A 21,167-nucleotide genomic window follows, 5' to 3' on the forward strand; every position below is an offset into this window, starting at 1 on the left:
ATGGCAACAGTAACGATACAAGCCGAGGAAGCAAAACGATTAGTCATAGAGCAGCTGACCAAAGTGGGTTTGAATGAAGAAACTGCCGGAAAAATTGCGAAAGTATTGGTTCATGCTGATCTCAGAAATGTCAATTCCCATGGTGTTTTACGAACAGAGCATTATGTGAACCGTTTACAGGCAGGAGGAATAAATCCCGATGCACAGATTTCCTTCCAAAAGACAGGGCCCGTTACCGGTGTAATCGATGGAGATGATGGATTTGGGCATGTGATCAGCGACGTGGCCATGGACCATGCAATCGATATGGCGAGAGAAAATGGCGTGGGCATGGTGACTGTTTTTAATAGCAGCCATTGCGGAGCACTAAGCTATTTCGTTCAAAAAGCCGCAGATGCAAAGTTGATTGGCATCGCGATGTCACATACCGATAAAATTGTGGTCCCGTTCGGGGGAAAAACATCATTTCTTGGTACCAACCCAATCGCTTACGGAGTTCCAGCCAGAACGAAGAAACCCTATATTCTTGATATGGCAACATCCAATGTTGCATGGGGTAAAATTCTCCAGGCACGCGAAGAAGGAAAGGAAATCCCTGAAGGATGGGGTGTCGATGAAAATGGAACTGCGGTCACGGATCCGAATAAAGTCGTTTCCCTTTCCACTTTCGGAGGCCCGAAAGGCTATGGTCTATCCGTAATTGTAGATGTGTTTTCTGGATTATTGGCCGGTGCGGCATTTGGCCCGCACATTGGGAAAATGTATGACGATCTTGATAAGAAACGGAAGCTGGGACATTATTTTTGTGTAATTAATCCTTCATTCTTTACAGATACCGATATATTTTTAGAGCAAATGGATCAAATGATTGAAGAGCTGCAACAGGTTGAACCTGCTCCAGGGTTCGATCGCGTATATGTACCGGGTGAGATTGAACAAATCAATGAAGAAAAAAACCTGAAACAAGGTATTACGATAGCATCAAGTGTTTATGAATTTCTTACAAAGTAGGTGGAGAAATGAAAGCGGTTCAAGTACGGAAAGCTCATGAACTTATCATACAAGAAGTGGAAAAACCACGGATTTCAAACTCGACGGATGTCCTTGTAAAAGTAAAAAGAGTCGGGATTTGCGGATCGGATATGCATATTTACCATGGTACGAATCCTCTTGCTACGCTGCCAAGAGTCGTCGGGCATGAAGTAGCGGGAGAAGTTGTGGAGATTGGACAAGGCGTCGAGGGCATAAAAGTTGGGGACCATGTTGTTATTGAGCCCATCAGTTACTGCGGGAAGTGCTACGCCTGCCGCAAAGGGCGCCAAAATGTTTGTGAAAAACTGTCCGTTTTTGGCGTACATGAAGATGGTGGTATGAGAGAATGGTTCGTCGTTCCCGAGAAACAATTACATGTTGTGGATTCCGCGTTGGCCTGGGAAGAAATAGTATTGGCTGAGCCATATACAATCGGCGCACAGGCAGTTTGGAGAGGCGAAGTGGAGGAAGGGGAAACAGTGCTTATCCAGGGAGCTGGGCCTATTGGAATTTGCATATTAAGGATGGCAAAGCTTCAAGGAGCATCAGTGATGATCACGGATTTAAGTGAGGAGCGTTTGGAATTCGCTAAAGAAAGCGGCGCCGATATCACTGTCCATGCGGGAAAAGAAGATGTTCAAAAACGAGTGGAAGAATGGACGAATGGAGAAGGTGCCAATGTCGTCATTGATGCAGTATGTTTGCCGATGACATTTGAATTGTCCTTTGATGTCGTATCGACGGCGGGCCGGATTGTCGTACTCGGTTTTGATGAGCGTCCTTCAGCGGTTTCCCAGCTGCCAATAACTAAAAAGGAAGTATCGGTTAAAGGATCTAGGTTGCAAACCAATCAGTTCCCAAAAGTGGTTAAACTTTTGAATGAAGGAAAACTCAGACAAGAAGGTTTAATTACCCATACATTTTCGTTGGATGATATCCAGGAAGCATTTAATTTTGTGGAAAATCATCCCGAACAAGTTCGAAAAGCGATCATCGTTTTTAATTAAAGGGGGGCAGGAGTTATGGACAAGCATTCAATCATTCATCGAATAAAGGAAACGAAAGTTGTAGCTGTTATCCGGGGACAGGATGCAAAGGAAGCGGTACAGCTGTCCAAAGCAGCTGTGGAAGGCGGTGTTCGGGCAATAGAATTGACGTATACAACACCGGGAATTGAAGAGGCTTTCAAAGAACTGCAGAATAAGGATGCACTCTTAGGGGCAGGATCGGTACTTGATTCTGAAACGGCTCGACATGCGATTTTAGCTGGTGCCAATTTTATCGTCAGTCCCTATTTTGTCAATGGTGTAGCCGAACTTTGTAATCGATACGGCATTCCCTATATGCCTGGTTGCATGACAATCAAAGAAATGGCTACGGCAATGGAAGCAGGTTGTGATGTTTTGAAGTTATTTCCGGCAAACCATTTTGAACCTTCTTTCATCAAGTCGGTTAATGGTCCATTGCCTAATGTAAGTATCATGCCAACCGGCGGAATTAATCTGGATAACATGAAGGACTGGCTGAATGCAGGTGCGGTAGCAATCGGGATCGGCAGTGACTTGAACAAAGCCTATCAAAATGGCGGCTATGAAGCAGCAGTGGAATTAAGCGGAAAATATATGCAAAAGATTGCGGAATGACAGAGGTGCATGATGAACATTACATTTAGATGGTATGGGAAAGACAATGATACCGTTACATTGGAGCACATTAAACAGATTCCTGGTGTGAAAGGGATTGTATGGGCACTACACCAAAAACCTGTTGGTGAGGTATGGGAAAAGGAAGAAATTAAAGAAGAAATCGAATATATCCAATCATTTGGTTTTCATACGGATGTTGTAGAAAGTGTAAATGTCCATGAATCGATTAAATTGGGTAACGAAGACCGCATGATATATATTGAGAAATACAAAGAAACGATACGAAATCTCTCGGACGCTGGAGTGAAAGTCATTTGTTATAACTTCATGCCGATCTTTGATTGGACTCGTACGGAAATGTTCCATCCTTTGGAAGATGGCTCAACTGCCCTATTTTATGAAAAGGCGAAAGTGGATACGTTAGAACCGCAAGATTTGATTCGTACTGTGACGGAAGCTTCAGATTTAACTTTACCAGGTTGGGAACCAGAAAAGATGGATCGAATTTCTGAATTATTCGAAGCTTACAAAACTGTCGACGAAGAGCAGTTATGGGCGAATCTTGAAATATTCCTAAAAGAAATATTACCGGTTGCCGAGGCTTGCGGCATTAAAATGGCTATTCATCCAGATGATCCGCCATGGTCCATTTTTGGCTTGCCAAGAATCATCACTGGAGAATCGAGCTATGAAAAACTGATCTCGATTTCGGATTCACCGTCGAATGCATTTACCATGTGTACAGGATCGATGGGGGCAAACCCAGAAAATGATATGGTCCAAGTGGCTAAAAAGTATGCAAATCGTTCGCCTTTCTCCCATATTAGAAATGTGAAGATTTATGAAAATGGCGACTTTGTGGAAACATCGCATCATACCCAGGATGGATCCATCAATATACAGGGCGTCGTGGAAGAATTGAGTAAGCAGAATTATACTGGTTATGTCAGACCGGATCATGGCCGCCATATATGGGGTGAAGATTGCCGCCCTGGATACGGTTTATATGACCGAGCATTGGGAATCATGTATTTGCTCGGATTATGGGATGCATATGAAGCTGGTAAATCAGGTGCGGTATCATGATCCCCATCCATGAAAACTTAACGAACAGAGTGGCAGTCATTACTGGAGGCAGCGGTGTTTTATGTTCGAAAATGGCTGTGGAATTGGCCCGTCATGGTGTCAGGGTAGCTATATTGAACAGAACGGCCGAAAAAGGGCAAGAAGTGGTCGAACTCATTGAACAAACAGGGGGCACTGCATTATCCATAGCAGCAGACGTTTTGGATAGAGCCTCATTGGAGAATGCAAGAGGAAAAATAATAGAAGCATTCGGAAGAGTGGATCTATTAATAAATGGGGCGGGAGGCAATCATCCTGATGCCATTACAGCTCCAGAGAAATATGGGGAAGAAGCGGAAGGGAAATCCTTTTTTGATTTAGATGAAAATGGTTTCTCCCAGGTTTTTGCCAGTAATTTCACCGGTACATTTTTGGCCAGTCAGGTTTTTGGAAAAGAGTTATTGCAAGTGGAAGCACCAGTTATCGTAAATGTATCTTCCATGAGTGCCTACGCTCCGATGACTAAAGTGCCAGCATACAGTGCTGCCAAAGCTTCGATAAATAATTTTACCATGTGGATGGCTGTACATTTTGCCGAAGCGGGTTTACGGGTGAATGCGATTGCTCCAGGATTCTTTTTGACGAAGCAAAATCGGGATCTTCTGCTTAATGAAGATGGCAGCCTAACAGCAAGGTCTGATAAAATCATTACTTCAACACCCATGAAGCGTTTTGGGCAGCCTGAAGATTTACTTGGAACGTTGCTTTGGCTCGTTGATGAATCCTATTCGGGCTTTGTCACAGGCATTACGGTACCGGTCGATGGGGGCTTCATGGCATACTCCGGTGTCTGAATTCAGCTCCTATAAAAAAGCAAACAAGTTAACGTGATTACATTAGTTCCATGGTATGGGAAATTGACTTTTTTACTGCATCGGAAGGTGATTGTAAAGCTTTACTTATTATAATAGAATATTCCTTATATACTGAAATCACACGACAGGAATGAATGAAATGAAAACCATTACAATTACTGATGTCGCCAATCACGCGAAAGTATCAAAAAGCACAGTTTCCCAATACCTGAACAAACGCTATGAATATATGAGTGAAAAAACAAGGAAAAAGATTGAAGAAACAATAGAAGAGTTAAACTATCAGCCTAATATAATAGCGCGCAGTTTAAAACAAAAATCCACTTTCACTGTTGGAGTAGTGGTTGCCAATATCCTTCACACGTTTTCAACGCAAGTTATTAGAGCGATAGAAAACTACTTTTATGAACAAGGGTTCCATATTATCGTATGCAATGCGGATGACAATCCTGAAAAGGAAAAGAATTATATTGAAATGCTAAGGGCTAAACAAGTGGATGGGATCATCATTTTCCCCACGGGGGACAATCTTGATTTATATCAACGTATGAAGAGTGATCGATTCCCGATTGTTTTCATGGATAGGACAATCCGAGAATTGAATATTGCTACAGTCATGCTCGATAATCACCTTGCTTCCAAGTTAGCGGTCGATCGGTTTATTGAAAAGGGTTTTGAAAACATTGCAATCATAACCACTTCAATAATACGCGATATCAGCCCTCGAATCGAACGGATCCAAGGGTATAAGGATTCACTCGCGTCACATGGGATACCAGTCAATTCTGAATATATAAAAACCGTGAATGCAGACGAAATTCCGCTTGCACTTTCAGAGTTTTTCGAATTGGAAAAACCGCCTCAAGCCATATTGGCAGGAAATGATATCGTACTCAATGAAGTATTGCGTTATATGAAACAGCATGAAATCCATATACCTGATGATATAGCGGTCATAGGCATCGATGATGTACCATATGCGAGTTTCTATACACCGACCATCACAACGGTTAATCAGCCAGCCATTGAAATGGCCAACTTGGCAGCGGAGTTACTGCTTGGTCAAATCAATAAAACAGGAAATGAGGATACAAGCGTGCATCGCTTGAAACCGACTTTGCTTTCAAGGAATTCTTGCTAGAAACGGAGGTAAGATTCCTGTGAAAAAGAAAGCGCTTTTTTACAGGAATTCTAAACCGATTTAGTTAAAGATCTTTAGACTTTACTCTTGGTTATTAAATGGAAACGTTTCCAAAAATGATTGCGCATTTACAGAAATGTATAGGGGGGTACAATATGTTTTCAAATGGTAGAGGAATGGTTATCGCATTCTTGTTCTTGGCAGGGGTAATAAATTATCTGGACCGATCTGCACTGTCCATTGCAGCTCCGTTCATTCAAGATGATTTATCTTTAACAGCCACACAGATGGGAATTATTTTTAGTAGCTTTTCCGTTGGTTATGCCATATTTAACTTCCTTGGAGGAATGGCATCCGATAAATGGGGAGCAAAGCTAACGCTTTTCGTGGCGATGATCGTTTGGTCTTTATTCAGTGGTGCGCTGGTACTTGCTGTCGGTTTTGCCAGTATGATCGTCATCCGCATCCTGTTTGGGATGGGCGAAGGCCCTCTTTCAGCAACCATCAATAAAATGGTGAATAACTGGTTCCCGTCAAATCAACGGGCATCTGTCGTTGGTTTGACGAATAGCGGGACTCCGCTTGGTGGCGCAATCGCAGGTCCGATAGTTGGATTCATAGCCATCTCATATGGATGGAGAGTTTCTTTCATTGCCATAATGATAATTGGTCTTATATGGGCGGCTTGCTGGTGGAAGTTCGTTAAAGAAAAACCACAAGAGTCAAAAGAACAGAAACATACAGGAAAATCTTATGTAGCGGCAACATCTGAAGGAAAGGTGAAATTCACCTTTTATTTAAAACAAAAAACGGTTTTATTTACAGCTCTAGCCTTTTTCTCCTACAACTATATTCTCTTCTTTTTCTTAACTTGGTTCCCAAGCTATTTGGTGGATGCACGCGGCCTAAGTGTGGAAAATATGAGTATCATTACAGTGATTCCTTGGATTTTTGGATTCATTGGACTAGCTTTGGGTGGATTCGTGTCGGATTTCTTCTATAAAAAATTCGCTCAAAAAGGTGTTTTATTCTCACGTAAACTCGTGCTTGTAACATGTTTGTTCTTATCAGCGGTATGTATCGGTTTTGCCGGACTTGTATCCACAACGGTCAGTGCAGTAACGCTTGTAGCACTTTCCGTCTTCTTCCTATATTTGACTGGTGCCATTTACTGGGCAATCGTCAACGATGTCGTCGACCCTGGTAATGTTGGATCTGTTGGAGGTTTTATGCATTTCCTGGCAAATACAGCAGGAATCATCGGACCGACGTTAACAGGATACATTGTCGATACCTCTGGCACATACACAGTTGCATTCTTGCTTGCTGGTGGATTGGCCATCGTTGCATCGCTTGCAGTCATCCGTTTTGTACGACCGATAGTTAAGCCTGCGTAATGGATTGTTAGAATGGAAGTGTCTCCCAAAGGGAAGACACTTCCATTTTTCATTTGTATTAGGCACACCTAGCGAATCCGATTTTCTTTTCGAAATGTAGCTGGTGTCTTTTCATTGTATTTCTTAAAGGTACGATAAAATTGCGGCATGCTTTCAAAACCACACATATCGGCAATATGGGCAATGGTGTGATTCGTTTCCAGCAAAAGTTCCTTTGCCTTGATGATTCTTTTCGTGTTTAGATACACGATTAAGCCAATTCCAGTCGTTTCCTTAAAAACCCTGCTGAAATGAGCGGGACTGACCAATGCTTTTTGTGCAAGGATCGTCAGCGTCAATGGTTCATCCATATGTTCATTAATATAGATTAAAATATCTTTCATCCATTCTGAACTATAGCTCTTGCCCTCGGATAAATCTTGTTTGCCATTTATCCGGGTACGGTATAAATCAAGTATGATCTGATGAACGATCAGTAAACAAGCATGCCTCGAGCCCATCGATCGGCTAATCGTTTCTTGCAGGATGAGCTGTAGCTGTTCCTCCAACTTTACTTGTTCCTTCTGCGGCAATGATATTTTGTAATTCTTACTCTTTTTTGTCAGATCAAACAAGTGTAAATATGAAAAAGAATCATCAACCACATCTTTATATATTAATGTGGGACTGAAAAAGATAATGGTGGAGGTGACAGGGTCGTCCTTATTCGGTAATGCCCTATGAATGGTATTATTCGGGATCAGGAATACATCCCCTTGCTGCATATCATAAAACACATCACCGATAAAAAAGGTCCCTTTACCGTTATAAACATAAACAATTTCATAATGGTCATGCATATGATCGGACAATTCATTCTGGGGACTTTTCGTATCTTGATAGACAAAAGAGAATGGGAAGAGTAAATCATGGTTTATTGCATTATGAATTTTTTTCATTGGGTCATCTCCTGAAAGTATAATACAACAAGAATGAGTATATTTATAGCAAAAAACGCAATTTGTATCTCATAAATTGATGTTAAAATTAAAATAGATTTAAAAATTAAAAAATTCAAGGGAAAAATGAAAGGGCTTTCGGAATGAATTGACGTTTGGTTCTATACGTCTTACTCATGATAAGGAGGGATAAAATGAATAAATTTGTTCAATTGCATTCAAACGATAATGTTGTTATTTCCTTGGAGGGGATTCATAAAGGACAGAGCTTCCAGTTTCAATCTGAAGACAGGGGAATGATCCATATCAAGGCAAATGACGACATTCCTAAAGGGCATAAAATGTTAGTGAAAGCGGTTAAACGAGGGGAGGACGTAATCAAATTTGGCTACTCGATCGGAAAAGCTAAAGAAGATATCTCCATTGGCGATTGGGTTCACACCCATAATCTAGCATCCGGTTTGCATGGTATATTGGATTATTCCTATCAACCTAGCAGACAAAATACAAAAGAACCCAGTCAAAATTATACCTTCCAAGGATATATCCGTGAAAATGGGGAAGTGGGAATCCGGAATGAAATTTGGATCATCAATACGGTAGGCTGCATCAATAAAACATGTGAACTTCTCGCTAAAATGGGTAATGAGCAGTTTAAAGATCGACAAATCGATGGGGTTCATCACTTTTCCCACCCCTACGGTTGTTCTCAATTGGGAGACGATTTGACCCATACGCAGAAACTATTGGCAGCCTTGGTTCAACATCCAAATGCAGCAGGGGTTTTAGTTGTAGGATTAGGGTGTGAGAACAATCAAATCGAATCATTTAAAGAAGCCATAGGCGAATTTTCTCCTAATCGGATTAAATTTTTAAAAGCCCAGGAGGTTCAAGATGAATTGGAGAGCGGCTTACGTTTAATGGGGGAATTAGTGGACTACGCGGAAGGGTTCGTACGCCAGAACGTACCAGTTTCAAAGTTGAAAATAGGCTTGAAATGCGGTGGTTCCGATGGTTTTTCAGGCATTACCGCTAATCCATTGGTTGGTGCGGTTTCCGACTTAATAGTGGAAAATGGCGGGACCACGATATTGACAGAGGTTCCTGAGATGTTTGGAGCGGAAACGATATTGATGAACAGGGCAAGGGATGAAGAAACCTTTAAGAAAATCGTTGGCCTTATTAATGATTTCAAACAGTATTTCATTCGGCATGATCAGGAAATTTATGAAAACCCTTCACCTGGAAACAAGGAAGGCGGCATAAGTACACTGGAGGAAAAATCACTTGGATGTACACAAAAAGGGGGCCATGCCACTGTAGTGGATGTAAGCCCATATGGACAACGAGTAGAGAAGCATGGTTTGAATTTAATAAATTCTCCTGGAAATGACCTGATTTCGGTGACGGCTTTGGCAGCAGCAGGCGCACATATCGTTCTATTCACTACGGGAAGAGGAACACCATTCGGTGGACCGGTACCAACTGTAAAAATAGCTACGAATTCTGATTTAGCCGATCGTAAAAAGCACTGGATTGATTATAATGCCGGACGGTTGATAGAAGGTCAAAAGATCGATGAATTAAAGGACGATTTATTCCATTACATTCTTGAGCTTTCATCCGGTAAAAAGAAAACGAATAATGAAAAATTTGGATATAGGGAGATTAGCATCTTTAAAGAAGGAGTCATTCTCTAATATACACAATTTCTATCAAGTTATTAAAAAGGAGTGTTAATCAGTGAAAAGCATCGTTTGTGAACAACCTTTTGAATTTAAGATGATCGAATCGGAAAAACCTTTTCCAAACTCAGGGGAAGCTTTGATTCGTGTGCGGCGTATAGGTATATGTGGTACGGATATTCATGCCTATGGAGGTAATCAGCCCTTTTTTAGCTATCCTCGAATACTTGGCCATGAATTATCCGGCTTTATTGAATCCATACCAGAAAATGTATCAGGGCTTAATGTCGGGGATCAGGTATCGATCATTCCCTATATGGAATGTGGAAAATGCCTGGCTTGCAGAAGTGGAAAAACGAACTGCTGCACGGATATGAAAGTGTTGGGGGTACATGCTGAAGGCGGCATGAGTGAGTGGATTACGGTTCCTTATAATCATTTGGTGAAAACAGAAGGTCTCACACTTGATCAATCCGCAATGATAGAGCCTTTAAGTATAGGGGCTCACGCAGTTAGGCGCGCCGCAATCCATAAAGGGGAATTTGCACTAGTAATTGGTGCTGGTCCCATTGGCTTGGGAGTCATGGCCTTCGCTAAAGAACAGGGTGCGAAGGTGATCGCAATGGATGTAAATGATGAACGCCTTGCGTTTGCCGGCAAATGGGCAAATGTCGATTATACTTTGAACGTTATGGAGAATCCAATGGAGAAATTGGCCCAATTGACGAATGGAGATATGCCAAGCGTGGTATTTGATGCTACAGGTAATGCTAAGTCAATGATGGACTCATTTAAATATCCTGCTCACGGGGGAAGATTGATTTATGTAGGTTTAGTTAAAGCGGATATTACCTTCAATGATCCTGAATTCCACAGTAAAGAGCTTACATTGATGGGAAGCCGTAATGCAACAAAAGATGACTTTGATTATGTCGTGGATTCGCTGAAGAATGACAAGCTGGATATGAGCCAGTATATTACACACCGCACTCATTTGGATGAATTGATCAATCAGTTTGAAGGGTGGTTAACTCCTGAAGCTAAAGTGATCAAGGCGATTGTCGAAATATAAGCATTGGGTATGCTGATAAACCGTACTTTGAATTGGCTATTTCCATAAGAAGGGAGTTCTTTGATCATGAAGATAAATACAAGTCAACTAAAGCGGTTGAGTAAAGATACAAAAGCTGTCCAACATTCACATATGATGGATTTTCCCATAAAAGTATTGCAGATTGGGGAGGGGAATTTTCTTCGGGGCTTCTTTGATTGGATGATTCATGAGTGTAATAAACAAGGTCATTTCAAGGGAAGCATTGCAGTTACCCAGCCTCGGCCCGCCGGGAAAGGGAAAATAGAAGAAGTGAAGCGGCAAGATGGACTGTATACATTAATGTTACGTGGTTTTCACCAAGAGGAGAAAGTGGAAAAAACAGAAATCATTTCCGTTTTTTCTAAGGTAATTGATCCATATGAAGAATGGATGGAATTTTTAGAACTATCAGAAAACACTGAATTGGAATTTGTAGTTTCCAACACGACTGAAGCAGGAATCAAATATCAGCCGATTCCTTTGGAAGAGGGAAAACCAATGGAATCTTTTCCAGGAAAACTGACTGCTTTTTTGTATCATCGTTATCTGCATTTCAATGGGGATGCGAAAAAAGGATTGATCATCCTTCCATGTGAGCTTTTAGATAGAAATGGTGATACATTGAAGAAATGTGTTCTTAAGCATGGCAGGGATTGGGATTTACCCAAGTCATTCATTGAGTGGGTGGACCGGGACAATCTCTTCCTAAACTCGCTTGTAGACCGAATCGTTACAGGATTCCCAGTCAATGAGTCGGAAAACCTATTTGCGGCATGGGGATATAAGGATACTCTGCTAAATACGGCAGAACCCTACCATTTATGGGCTATTGAAGGTGACCCTAGTATTGATCAACGTCTTCCTTTACGACAATCCGGATTGAATGTGCGTTGGGTAAAAGATTTGACACCTTATCAAATGAGGAAGGTACGGATACTTAATGGTTCACATACCTTGTTAGCTCCTTTAGGAATTTTATCTGGATTGGAAGAAGTGAAACAGGCAATCGATCATCCGGAATTCAACCAATTTCTGAGCAGTGCCATCGAAAAGGAAATAATTCCTTCATTACCTTTTGATCAAAATGAGATGAAGCTATATGGGGAAAGTGTTCTTGAACGATTTAAGAATCCTTTTGTACATCACCTCCTGGCGGATATTTCGCTGAATAGCATCTCGAAGTTCAAGGTTCGTCTCCTGCCTAGCTTAGAGGAATATCATAGGGCGAAAGGCACGCTGCCCGACTGTATCGTAAGAGGTTTTTCGGGCCTGATCCGATTTTATAGGGTTAACGAAACCAAGGGGAGTTATATGGGTAAAAGCTTTGCGGGTAAAGCCTATGTCGTCAAAGATGATATAAAGGCAATTGAATTTTTTAGGGAACAATGGCTTCGTTATGAGAGGGAAGAAATCCCGCTTAGACAATTGGTAGAGGCTACGTTAAGTAATCAATATCTATGGGGGAAGGATTTGAGCGGTATCCCTAACCTTGGAAACGAATTATGCCAATATCTAGAAGGGATGATTGACTGAAATTATCCGTTTAAAGGATTTGGACAAGGTTAAGTTCCTGAAAAACATTACTATCTATTATTTTTTTCTTTATTTTATTTGTAATTTTGGTATACTGAATTAGTGATATTTTTTCTTGGTAGTTTCCTAATGGAAAGATATTAAAGAACTACATATTCTTTATTCCCGTGAAGGGGAGTAGCGTCAGGGATAACCTGAAATAAAGTCGTCATTACGTGGGAACCCCACCGGCTTTATTGGCCTAATTCATTTAGTGCTTAGCGAGACCTTTGCCATTTATGGCAGAGGTCTCTTTATTTTTGTAAAAAGGAGGAATTTGTGTTGGATTTTTTAACAGGTGAATTCATTTCAGGACTTTTAGCGATCATTATGATAGATTTGGTTCTAGCCGGTGATAATGCGATCCTTATTGGATTGGCTGCAAGAAAGCTTCCAAAAGAGCAGCAAAAAAAGGTGATAATATGGGGAGCGGTCGGCGCAATTGTGATAAGGATCATTGCAACGCTGCTGGTTGTTTGGCTATTAGAGGTGCCAGGACTGCATTTAATAGGGGGATTACTTCTTGTATGGATTGCTTATAAGCTCCTTATCGATGAAGAAGAACATGATGTGAAGCCTGCAGACTCGATGTGGGCTGCTATAAAAACCATCATTATTGCAGATGCATTGATGGGATTGGACAATGTCCTAGCCGTTGCAGGTGCTTCTCATGGTAACTTCATTTTAGTGGTGATCGGTTTACTTGTATCAATTCCAGTAGTGATGTATGGAAGCACTTTAATCCTGAAATTGATCGAACGCTTCCCATTCATCATAATAATTGGTGCGGGAATACTAGGCTGGACAGCCGCTAAAATGATCGTAGCTGAACCTTTCATGCACGACTACTTTGCAAATCCATTCATTAAATATGGATTTGAAGCGATAGTGGTTATTGGAATCCTGTTTGCCGGGATTTCAAGACAGAAAAATATCGAAAAAGAAAAAGCTAACAGAGAAAAAATGCAAATTGAACGTAATGGATAATCGGTACAAAGAGACCTTTCGGATGAAAGGTCTCTTCTTTTTGTCTATGCCCACAAAACAAGAAAAAGGATGTACCAAAGTCTTAACTTTGGTACATCCTTTTGCGAATTAGCAAAAGATAACATGCACTTCAATCATGATATCTTAGCCAAATGAGCATATGGAACGTTTAATCTATTTTTTAGTTTAAGTTAATCCAGACACTTTTGACTTCCGTATAATTATCCAAAGCATAACTGCCCATTTCCCGACCGATTCCACTTTGTTTATAACCGCCAAATGGAGAAGCTGCATCAAATGCGTTATAGCAGTTTACCCAAACTGTACCCGCTTTTAATTCATTAGCCACATAATGGGCCTTTTTTACATCCTGTGTCCATAAACCTGCAGCCAATCCATATTCTGAGTTATTTGCACGGTTTATCACATCATCCAAATCATCAAAAGGCATCGCAGCTACAACAGGACCGAAGATTTCTTCTTTAGCTATTGTCATTTCGTCTTCAACGCCTGCAAATATTGTTGGCGTTACAAAATAACCCTCTCCTTGTCCGTAATTACCTCCGGTAACCACTTCAGCTCCTTCAGACTTTCCTTTTTCAATATAACCGCCGACTCTTTCCATTTGTTCACTGGATACCAAAGGCCCTATCTGGGTAGATGGGTCAAGACCGGCCCCTTGTTTAATGTTTTTTGCATGGGACACTAAGTCAGCTACCACGTTATCATAGGATTTCTTTTGAATGTACAGGCGGGAACCGGCACAGCAAACTTGTCCTTGATTAAACATGATGCCCATTAAAGCTCCAGGAATGGCTTTACTCATATCTGCATCCGGTAAAATGATATTAGGTGATTTCCCGCCTAATTCCAACGAGATTTTTTTCACGGTTCCCGAAGCTTGGCGCATGATCATTTTCCCTACTGAGGTTGAACCGGTAAAGGCAATTTTATCGACATCAGGATGATCTACAAGCGGTGAACCTGCTGTTTCACCAAATCCTGGTATGACATTGAGAACGCCAGGAGGAAAACCTGCTTCAAGCGCCAATTGTCCTAAATATAAGGCTGAAAGCGGCGTTTGCTCCGCTGGTTTTAAAACGATCGTACATCCGGTGGCAAGGGCTGCGCCTAATTTCCATGCGGCCATAAGTAGAGGGAAATTCCAAGGGATGATCTGTCCTACCACTCCAACCGCTTCATGACGGGTATAATTGAAGTAATTCCCCGCAACAGGTATTGTTTGTCCTACTATCTTAGTGGTCCATCCCGCATAATAACGGAAGTGATCGATTGCAAGGGGGACATCGGCATTAGTGGTTTCGCCAATTGGCTTGCCATTATCCAGAGTATCCAATTGTGCTAACGCCTCTTTATGTTCCTCCATGAGGTCCGCTAATTTGTAAATGAGGCGACTGCGTTCCGATGCACTCATTTTTTTCCAAGGACCGTTGTCGAAAGCCGAACGGGCTGCTTTGACTGCTTTATCTACATCTTCCGGACCTGCTTCACTCACAACCGCTAAAACCTTGCCGTTTGAAGGATCGAGAGTCTCAAAGGTTTTTCCTGAAGCAGCTTCCACCAATTCCCCATTTATTAAAAGCTTTTTAGTGCCCTTCAAGAATGCTTGCACACGTGGATTGAGTTTAATAGTTTGTTCCATGTATATTACCCCTTTTCAATTGGAATATATTGTTCGATATCTGTTTGGACAATGGCTCTAAGTAAAGGATCAGGCACTATGTTTTTTTCCAATTCCCTTTGGCAGACTTGCAGCAATTCTGACTATCTTGATTTCTTTCCCCCCTTTATCAAAAGGAATCAATATCTCGACATGTAATTATGCAAGACTGATGCCATAACAAAAAAACGATGAAATCAGTTAAAAAGATGGTGGAGGGAAAAGGGATGGTGCCATACTGTTCCATATTGGAACAGGCAGGTGTTCCAATATGGAACAAAAAAAGTTTAGTAGTTCACATTAGCTTGTTTTCATTTTGGTGGATATCTGAATTTTCTGTTATAATTAAATTGAAGGAACGACCCTGATTGTTCTGAAACTTTGGATCACTTAGAGTTTCATTAATGAAATTGAATAAAAAACAGAAGCCGATTTACTTGATTATACATACGGGAGGATTATTCAATGTCTGTAAATATAAGCGCGGATAAAGGAACCATACCGGCATTTATTCAAGAATCATGGCAGCGGTGCATTTCGAAGGGACTTCAGCCAAGCATGATGGATAAGGAAGATATGCTTGGTGCTTTTGAGTTGGCCGAATACCACGATCGATATGCGGAACTCCTGTACCATTCTTCTCCCATTTTAGAAGAAGTGTATCACTCGATTAATGGTTTGGAGTCCATTTTATTACTTGCTGCTCCTGAAGGATATATCATCGAAACAGTTGGGGATCCAGCTTTCATCCGCCATGCAGATATTGTTTCCTTAAGAAAAGGGGCCAATTGGCTAGAGGAATCAAAAGGAACAAATGCAATAGGAACAGCCATAGTGGAGAAGAACCCTGTATTGATTCATGGCAGTCAACACTTTCATCAGGATAACCATTTTCTTACTTGTTCAGCATCGCCCATTTATCACCCTGATGGGCACCTGCTTGGTGTTTTGAACTTAAGCAGTCATCAACAGAATTATCATCCTTTTTCCATTAGCTTAGTCCAGAGGGTGGCTGATAGCATCAAACAATCACTCTTGTTGTCCCAAACACAAAAAAGGGAGAAAAACCTTTATTTTATATATGATTCATACCCTGATCCGTTAATTACCCTAGATAAAGAAGGGAAAGTTACAGATCTCAATTCAGCGGCGTCAGATGTTATCGGCACATTGGAGAAACCGGTTTCGAATATTGTATCAGGAACTGACCCACTCATTTTAGAACGGAGGGTTTCAATTAAAGACCAGGAATTCTTGGTTCAAACCCTTGGCAAAAATATGGAACATCAATCATCCGTGATCGTAAGGTTAAAAAAACAGAAATTGATTGATGGATTAACAACCAATCGTTATCAATTTACCGATATAATAAGTAATGATCCGCAAATGAATCAAACCATATCCATTGCTAAAAGAGCTTCAGCGCTTGATATCAGCTTGCTAATCACTGGAGAAAGCGGAACGGGAAAAGAACTGTTCGCTCAATCCATTCATGGGTATAGCTTAAGAAGTGATAAGCCATTCATCGCCATCAATTGCAGCGCAATTCCAGAAAACTTATTGGAAAGTGAGTTATTTGGGTATGAAAAGGGTGCCTTTACTGGAGCAAAAAGCGGCGGGCATAAGGGGAAGTTCGAAGCTGCAGATGGCGGAACCCTGTTTTTGGATGAAATCGGGGACATGCCGCTTCAAGCTCAAGCGTCACTGCTCCGTGTGCTTCAGGAACGATGTGTGACGCGTGTCGGCGGACATGCTTCCATTCCAATCGATGTCAGGGTCATTGCTGCCACCAACAAAGACTTACAAAAAGAAATGGAAGCTGGAGAATTCCGTGCAGATTTATTTTTCCGCCTTTGTGGATTATCTTTAAAACTTCCAAATCTGAGGAGTCGTAAAGATTTATTGCTCTTAGCAGAATACATTTTAGCGGATTTACCTTATAGGAGCGAACATACTGAACTAACAGTCGAAGCTAAAACATTCATTTTGGAATATTCGTGGCCAGGAAATTTCCGTGAATTGCAAAACGTTCTCGGACAGGCTGCATTCCTAGCTGATAAGGGCCCGATTACAAGGGACATGCTTGTGGCACTTTGTCCTGTTTCTTCCATTACAAATGAGGAAGTGACAATTGCCGATCGAGAACCAAGAAACTTTCAAGAACAAGAAACCCAGCTTATCAGAAATGCATTGGAACGAACAAGTGGGAATATCAGTAACGCCGCGAAACAACTCGACATCGGTCGAAATACGCTTTATAGAAAAATGAAAAAATATGGAATCAACTTTCAAAAGTAATAGTTCCTTAGTATATAAAAAAACATGAATGATAATTTTTCTTTTAAGATCTCAGATTCCCGACCTGATTTGGCCGGTTCTTGTTATTGTATATGCGAACATGCATACCTTGTCTCTTTATAAGCTACATTTCACTACTATAAATAATGAAGCGCAGGAAATCAAACTCATATAGAATGATGTTATTGATATAGTATCTAAATTTCCGTAAGGGGATGTGTGGTCAATAGTATGAAGTGGTCATCTGAACATAAGAAGTATAAATTTGTATTGATTCAATATTTGGAAGAAAAAGAATCCGAGTTTTTAAATGAATGGAACGAGACTATTAAGATCAATGAAATAGATCCCTACAAAGAAAAGATTAAAGAAAATGGTTATGGAATGTACTCACTGGTGATCCAAACGTTCAAGGAAGTACTATCTGAAGATATGCTGATTAAATTGGCTTACCAGGTTGCAAAAGAACGTCTTGAAGCGAATATCAACATTGGGGATTTTCTATATAATATCAATTTGGGGAGAAATATCATAATCAGAAATCTTTTTGAGGCAAATATCCCGATTAATTATATGCAGAAATTCATTAATGACATCAACTTGCACTTTGATACGTTCAGTTACCATGCAGTAACGAGATATACGAATCTTACAAATGAAGTGATTGAGGAAAAAAAGTCTTATATTAGTGAAAACCACAAAGATAAATTAGCGGTACTGGGTCAGATATCATCAAGCTTTGTACATGAGTTCCGAAACCCTCTTACAGCTATCATGGGGTTCAATAAATTACTGAAGAGGGAGAACCCTGACTTAAAATATTTGGATATCATCGATTATGAGTTAAATCAGCTGAATTTCAGGATAACCCAATTCCTCCATACCTCTAAATCAGATTTTAATGAGGAACAAAGAGAGGAAATTTCAGTGTTAACGTTAATTGAAGAAATACAAGAGCTGACTTATGCAAATATTGTGGATGCCAGTGTTAATGTGGAAATAGATATTTATCCAAACTTCGTCATGACAGCGAGCAAGGATGGGTTAAAACAAGTGTTCTTGAATCTTTTTATAAATTCGATTGATGCCTTAAAGGATAAAGAACATCCAAGAATTTTGAGGATAAACTCTTTAATCGAGGCGAATGAGAGAATAATTAGGATTTCAAATAATGGACCGGCCATTGCCAGTGAATTGATTGAATCTATTTTTGAACCTTTTGTCACAACGAAAGAGTTAGGAACGGGAATTGGGTTATACGTATGTAAAAAGATCATTGAAAGTAATGATGGATATATGAATTGTGTCTCCAATGAAAATTTAACCACATTCAGCATCCATTTCCCTAAAGTCCAAAATGAACTTATAAGGGTTTAATACATATCATATAGTTACTTTTTATCTAACATTTTAGTATACATATCATTATTTTTCGAAGCATGTACAAATCTTTGATTAATAGGAAAGGTCGTTTTGGGACTGCTAGTATTTTACATAAAATCATTCTCAATGAAAATAAATATATTTGGAAGATGCGAAATCATATTTGGTTTTTGGCATCTTCTTTTTATCTCTGTTATTTTTCGGTATGTAAAGGTGTCGAAATCTAAAATGAAATCAGTTGAATTGTATTTTTTTAATTCAATTGTGAATCAAAAAGGGTCAATAATTAATATATGAATCAAAAAATGCATTTATGATGCAACAATGAATCATTTTTAATCCATAAAAGCGTTAAACCCTAATTAACTAACTATCCTTTTTTTGGCATGGATATTGCTTTTATTTTATAAAGGTATGAAATTTTAATGAGAGAGGGTGCTTTTATAATAAAAGAAGATTGAGGAAAGAAAGGATAAGAGCTGGTAATTTTACATAAAAGAACTTCACTCAACACATAGCGAAAGTGAAATATCAACAAGGACCATTGTACGTTCATTGTAATTCGTTGAGGAGCTGATGGTAGTAAAGAGACAGTATAAATAGAATTGCATTACCCGTCAATAGAATATACGCTGTGCAATATACATATAACGATTGTGAATATGGCCTCATTAAAACCAATGATGAAACGGGGATAGGACTGTAAACATTGTATTTTTGAATGAAAGATATCTACTAGGGTACCCATGAGCAGTGGTTTACTGCTTACAAAACGGTAAATTGACAGTTTTAAAGGATGGTGACAATAGTGGCACTTCAAACAAATGAATTGAAACATGGTCTCAAGACCAGGCATGTCACAATGATTTCTATAGGCGGGGTAATTGGGGCAGGGCTATTTATCGGAAGCGGAACCATAATTGATTCAGCAGGTCCTGGTGCGATTTTATCATATATAATCGCAGGATTGATGATCGTACTTATAATGCGTATGTTGGGTGAAATGGCTGTTGTAAATCCTGATAGCGGATCCTTCTCTACATATGCACATCAAGCATTCGGTCCTTGGGCCGGGTACACGATTGGCTGGTTATACTGGTTCAACTGGGTTATCATCATTGCTATTGAAACTACGTTATTGGGAACTATGATTCATGATTGGTTTCCTGGTATACCTATGTGGGCTGCCAGTCTGTCTTTCCCTATATTAATGACGATTACGAATATCTATTCAGTCAAAGCTTATGGAGAATTTGAATACTGGTTAGCTTTCATGAAAGTGGCTGCCATTGTAATATTCCTCTTCCTTGGTGCCGCCATGATTTTTGGATTGGTTCCGGGATTTGATTCACCAGGCCTTTCAAACATAACTGGAGCGGAAGGATTTTTACCAAAAGGTTTTCTGCCTGTCCTTCTTAGTGTGATATTCATTACTTTCTCTTTATCGGGAAGTGAGGTAGCTGCCATTGCTGCAGGAGAGTCTGAAAACCCTGAAAAAAACATTATTAGAGCCATAAACAGTGTCGTATGGCGTCTGCTTCTTTTCTTTGTTGGTTCAGTGACCGTGTTGGTTCTCGTAATCCCCCAAGGTGCTGAAGATTTACTGAAAACCCCCTATGCCAGCGTATTTGACATGGCAGGCCTGCCGGCAGCGGGTCAAATCATGAATATCGTAATCTTCACTTCATTGCTTTCTGTTTTGAATTCAGGCCTATATACTAGCTCTCGTATGTTATATTCTTTATCAAAAAAAGGTGATGCACCGAAAATCCTTTCCCGAGTGAATAAGCGGGGAATCCCGATTTGGGCGTTAATGGCAAGTGTTTTCTTTGCTTATGTGTTCACGACATTTAAATTTGTTTCCCCTGATAAATTGTTTGCTTTTCTCGCAAACAGCTCGGGAGGTGTCACGATGATCATGTATATCTTTATCGCCTTCTCCCATCTTTATTTACGGAAAAAGACGGAAAAAGAAAATCCCGGGACACTCAAAGTGAAAATGTGGCTATTCCCTTATTTAACCTATGCGACCATTGCCGTCTTATTTATTATATTCGTTGCTCAGGCGTTTATAGATTCCATGAGATTGCAATTCTTTCTTACAACCCTTCTCACGATTCTAGTTATTGGGTCATACTTCCTGTTTTATCATAAGAAAAACGTAATTGCTGCTGAACAAGAAGGAAAATTAAAAAATATCCACGTTAAGGAAGGGTAAAGGATACAGTATTTGTTTCAATTACAGAAAGAAAAGATTGACTATTCAAACAAAAGGCTGCTCTTAGTGGGCAGCTTTTTTTCTGGTTCCAAAAATGATTGCATTCATTTTATAGGGGCTGTTAATGTATGATCGTAACAATGACTGCCACCCCCT

16 protein-coding genes are annotated in these 21,167 nt (G+C 40.2%); 14 read left to right on the top strand and 2 right to left on the bottom strand.

Annotation, left to right across the window (positions count from 1 at the left end; translation table 11 throughout):
* The 7 genes from allD (at position 1) to J7I90_RS15680 (ending at position 7,156) form a co-directional block, all read left to right on the top strand.
* Positions 1 to 1,011: an ureidoglycolate dehydrogenase gene (gene allD / locus J7I90_RS15650; RefSeq protein ID WP_214772774.1), complete on the top strand. Its 1,011-nt coding sequence runs from the start codon at positions 1 to 3 to the stop codon at positions 1,009 to 1,011.
* 8 nt (positions 1,012 to 1,019) lie between these two features.
* Positions 1,020 to 2,039, top strand: coding sequence for a zinc-binding alcohol dehydrogenase family protein (locus J7I90_RS15655; RefSeq protein ID WP_214772775.1), 1,020 nt, complete (start codon positions 1,020 to 1,022; stop codon positions 2,037 to 2,039).
* A gap of 15 nt (positions 2,040 to 2,054) precedes the next feature.
* Positions 2,055 to 2,675, top strand: coding sequence for a bifunctional 2-keto-4-hydroxyglutarate aldolase/2-keto-3-deoxy-6-phosphogluconate aldolase (locus J7I90_RS15660; protein WP_214772776.1), 621 nt, complete (start codon positions 2,055 to 2,057; stop codon positions 2,673 to 2,675).
* Between the two features lie 12 nt (positions 2,676 to 2,687).
* Positions 2,688 to 3,764 carry a mannonate dehydratase gene (gene uxuA, locus J7I90_RS15665; protein ID WP_214772777.1) on the top strand — a complete coding sequence of 359 codons (1,077 nt, stop codon included), beginning with the start codon at positions 2,688 to 2,690 and terminating at the stop codon, positions 3,762 to 3,764.
* Positions 3,761 to 4,597 carry an SDR family oxidoreductase gene (locus J7I90_RS15670; protein WP_214772778.1) on the top strand — a complete coding sequence of 279 codons (837 nt, stop codon included), beginning with the start codon at positions 3,761 to 3,763 and terminating at the stop codon, positions 4,595 to 4,597. The genes uxuA and J7I90_RS15670 overlap by 4 nt, the downstream gene beginning before the upstream one ends.
* Positions 4,598 to 4,757: 160 nt before the next feature.
* On the top strand, positions 4,758 to 5,759 hold the full coding sequence (locus J7I90_RS15675) for a LacI family DNA-binding transcriptional regulator (RefSeq protein WP_214772779.1): 1,002 nt from the start codon (positions 4,758 to 4,760) through the stop codon (positions 5,757 to 5,759).
* Between the two features lie 155 nt (positions 5,760 to 5,914).
* Positions 5,915 to 7,156: an MFS transporter gene (locus tag J7I90_RS15680; RefSeq protein WP_251025308.1), complete on the top strand. Its 1,242-nt coding sequence runs from the start codon at positions 5,915 to 5,917 to the stop codon at positions 7,154 to 7,156.
* Positions 7,157 to 7,224: 68 nt separating this feature from the next.
* Here J7I90_RS15680 and J7I90_RS15685 read toward each other — a convergent pair whose 3' ends face one another.
* The gene (locus J7I90_RS15685; RefSeq protein WP_214772780.1) at positions 7,225 to 8,094 is read right to left on the bottom strand and encodes an AraC family transcriptional regulator; all 870 of its coding nucleotides are present in this window, start codon (positions 8,092 to 8,094) and stop codon (positions 7,225 to 7,227) included.
* 194 nt (positions 8,095 to 8,288) lie between these two features.
* Between J7I90_RS15685 and J7I90_RS15690 the strand changes: the two genes are divergently transcribed.
* The 4 genes from J7I90_RS15690 to J7I90_RS15705 all read left to right on the top strand — a co-directional run bounded on the left by J7I90_RS15690 (position 8,289) and on the right by J7I90_RS15705 (position 13,431).
* Entirely contained in the window at positions 8,289 to 9,794 is a 1,506-nt protein-coding gene (locus tag J7I90_RS15690) for a UxaA family hydrolase (protein ID WP_214772781.1), read from the top strand.
* A gap of 43 nt (positions 9,795 to 9,837) precedes the next feature.
* Positions 9,838 to 10,851, top strand: a complete 1,014-nt coding sequence (locus tag J7I90_RS15695; RefSeq protein ID WP_214772782.1) for a zinc-binding alcohol dehydrogenase family protein — start codon at positions 9,838 to 9,840, stop codon at positions 10,849 to 10,851.
* A gap of 66 nt (positions 10,852 to 10,917) precedes the next feature.
* Entirely contained in the window at positions 10,918 to 12,405 is a 1,488-nt protein-coding gene (locus J7I90_RS15700; RefSeq protein ID WP_214772783.1) for a tagaturonate reductase, read from the top strand.
* 321 nt (positions 12,406 to 12,726) lie between these two features.
* Entirely contained in the window at positions 12,727 to 13,431 is a 705-nt protein-coding gene (locus J7I90_RS15705; protein ID WP_095679524.1) for a TerC family protein, read from the top strand.
* A 181-nt stretch (positions 13,432 to 13,612) separates the two neighbouring features.
* Here J7I90_RS15705 and J7I90_RS15710 read toward each other — a convergent pair whose 3' ends face one another.
* Positions 13,613 to 15,094 carry an aldehyde dehydrogenase family protein gene (locus J7I90_RS15710; protein WP_214772784.1) on the bottom strand — a complete coding sequence of 494 codons (1,482 nt, stop codon included), beginning with the start codon at positions 15,092 to 15,094 and terminating at the stop codon, positions 13,613 to 13,615.
* A 483-nt stretch (positions 15,095 to 15,577) separates the two neighbouring features.
* Between J7I90_RS15710 and J7I90_RS15715 the strand changes: the two genes are divergently transcribed.
* The 3 genes from J7I90_RS15715 (at position 15,578) to J7I90_RS15725 (ending at position 21,011) form a co-directional block, all read left to right on the top strand.
* On the top strand, positions 15,578 to 17,410 hold the full coding sequence (locus tag J7I90_RS15715; RefSeq protein ID WP_214772785.1) for a sigma-54-dependent Fis family transcriptional regulator: 1,833 nt from the start codon (positions 15,578 to 15,580) through the stop codon (positions 17,408 to 17,410).
* Between the two features lie 231 nt (positions 17,411 to 17,641).
* Entirely contained in the window at positions 17,642 to 18,787 is a 1,146-nt protein-coding gene (locus tag J7I90_RS15720) for a histidine kinase N-terminal domain-containing protein (RefSeq protein WP_214772786.1), read from the top strand.
* 805 nt (positions 18,788 to 19,592) lie between these two features.
* Positions 19,593 to 21,011: an amino acid permease gene (locus tag J7I90_RS15725; RefSeq protein ID WP_156404363.1), complete on the top strand. Its 1,419-nt coding sequence runs from the start codon at positions 19,593 to 19,595 to the stop codon at positions 21,009 to 21,011.
* Positions 21,012 to 21,167: the final 156 nt, after the last annotated feature.

Source organism: Bacillus sp. ISL-57, from assembly GCF_018613135.1.
In the GTDB taxonomy this organism is placed as follows: domain Bacteria; phylum Bacillota; class Bacilli; order Bacillales; family DSM-1321; genus Peribacillus; species Peribacillus frigoritolerans.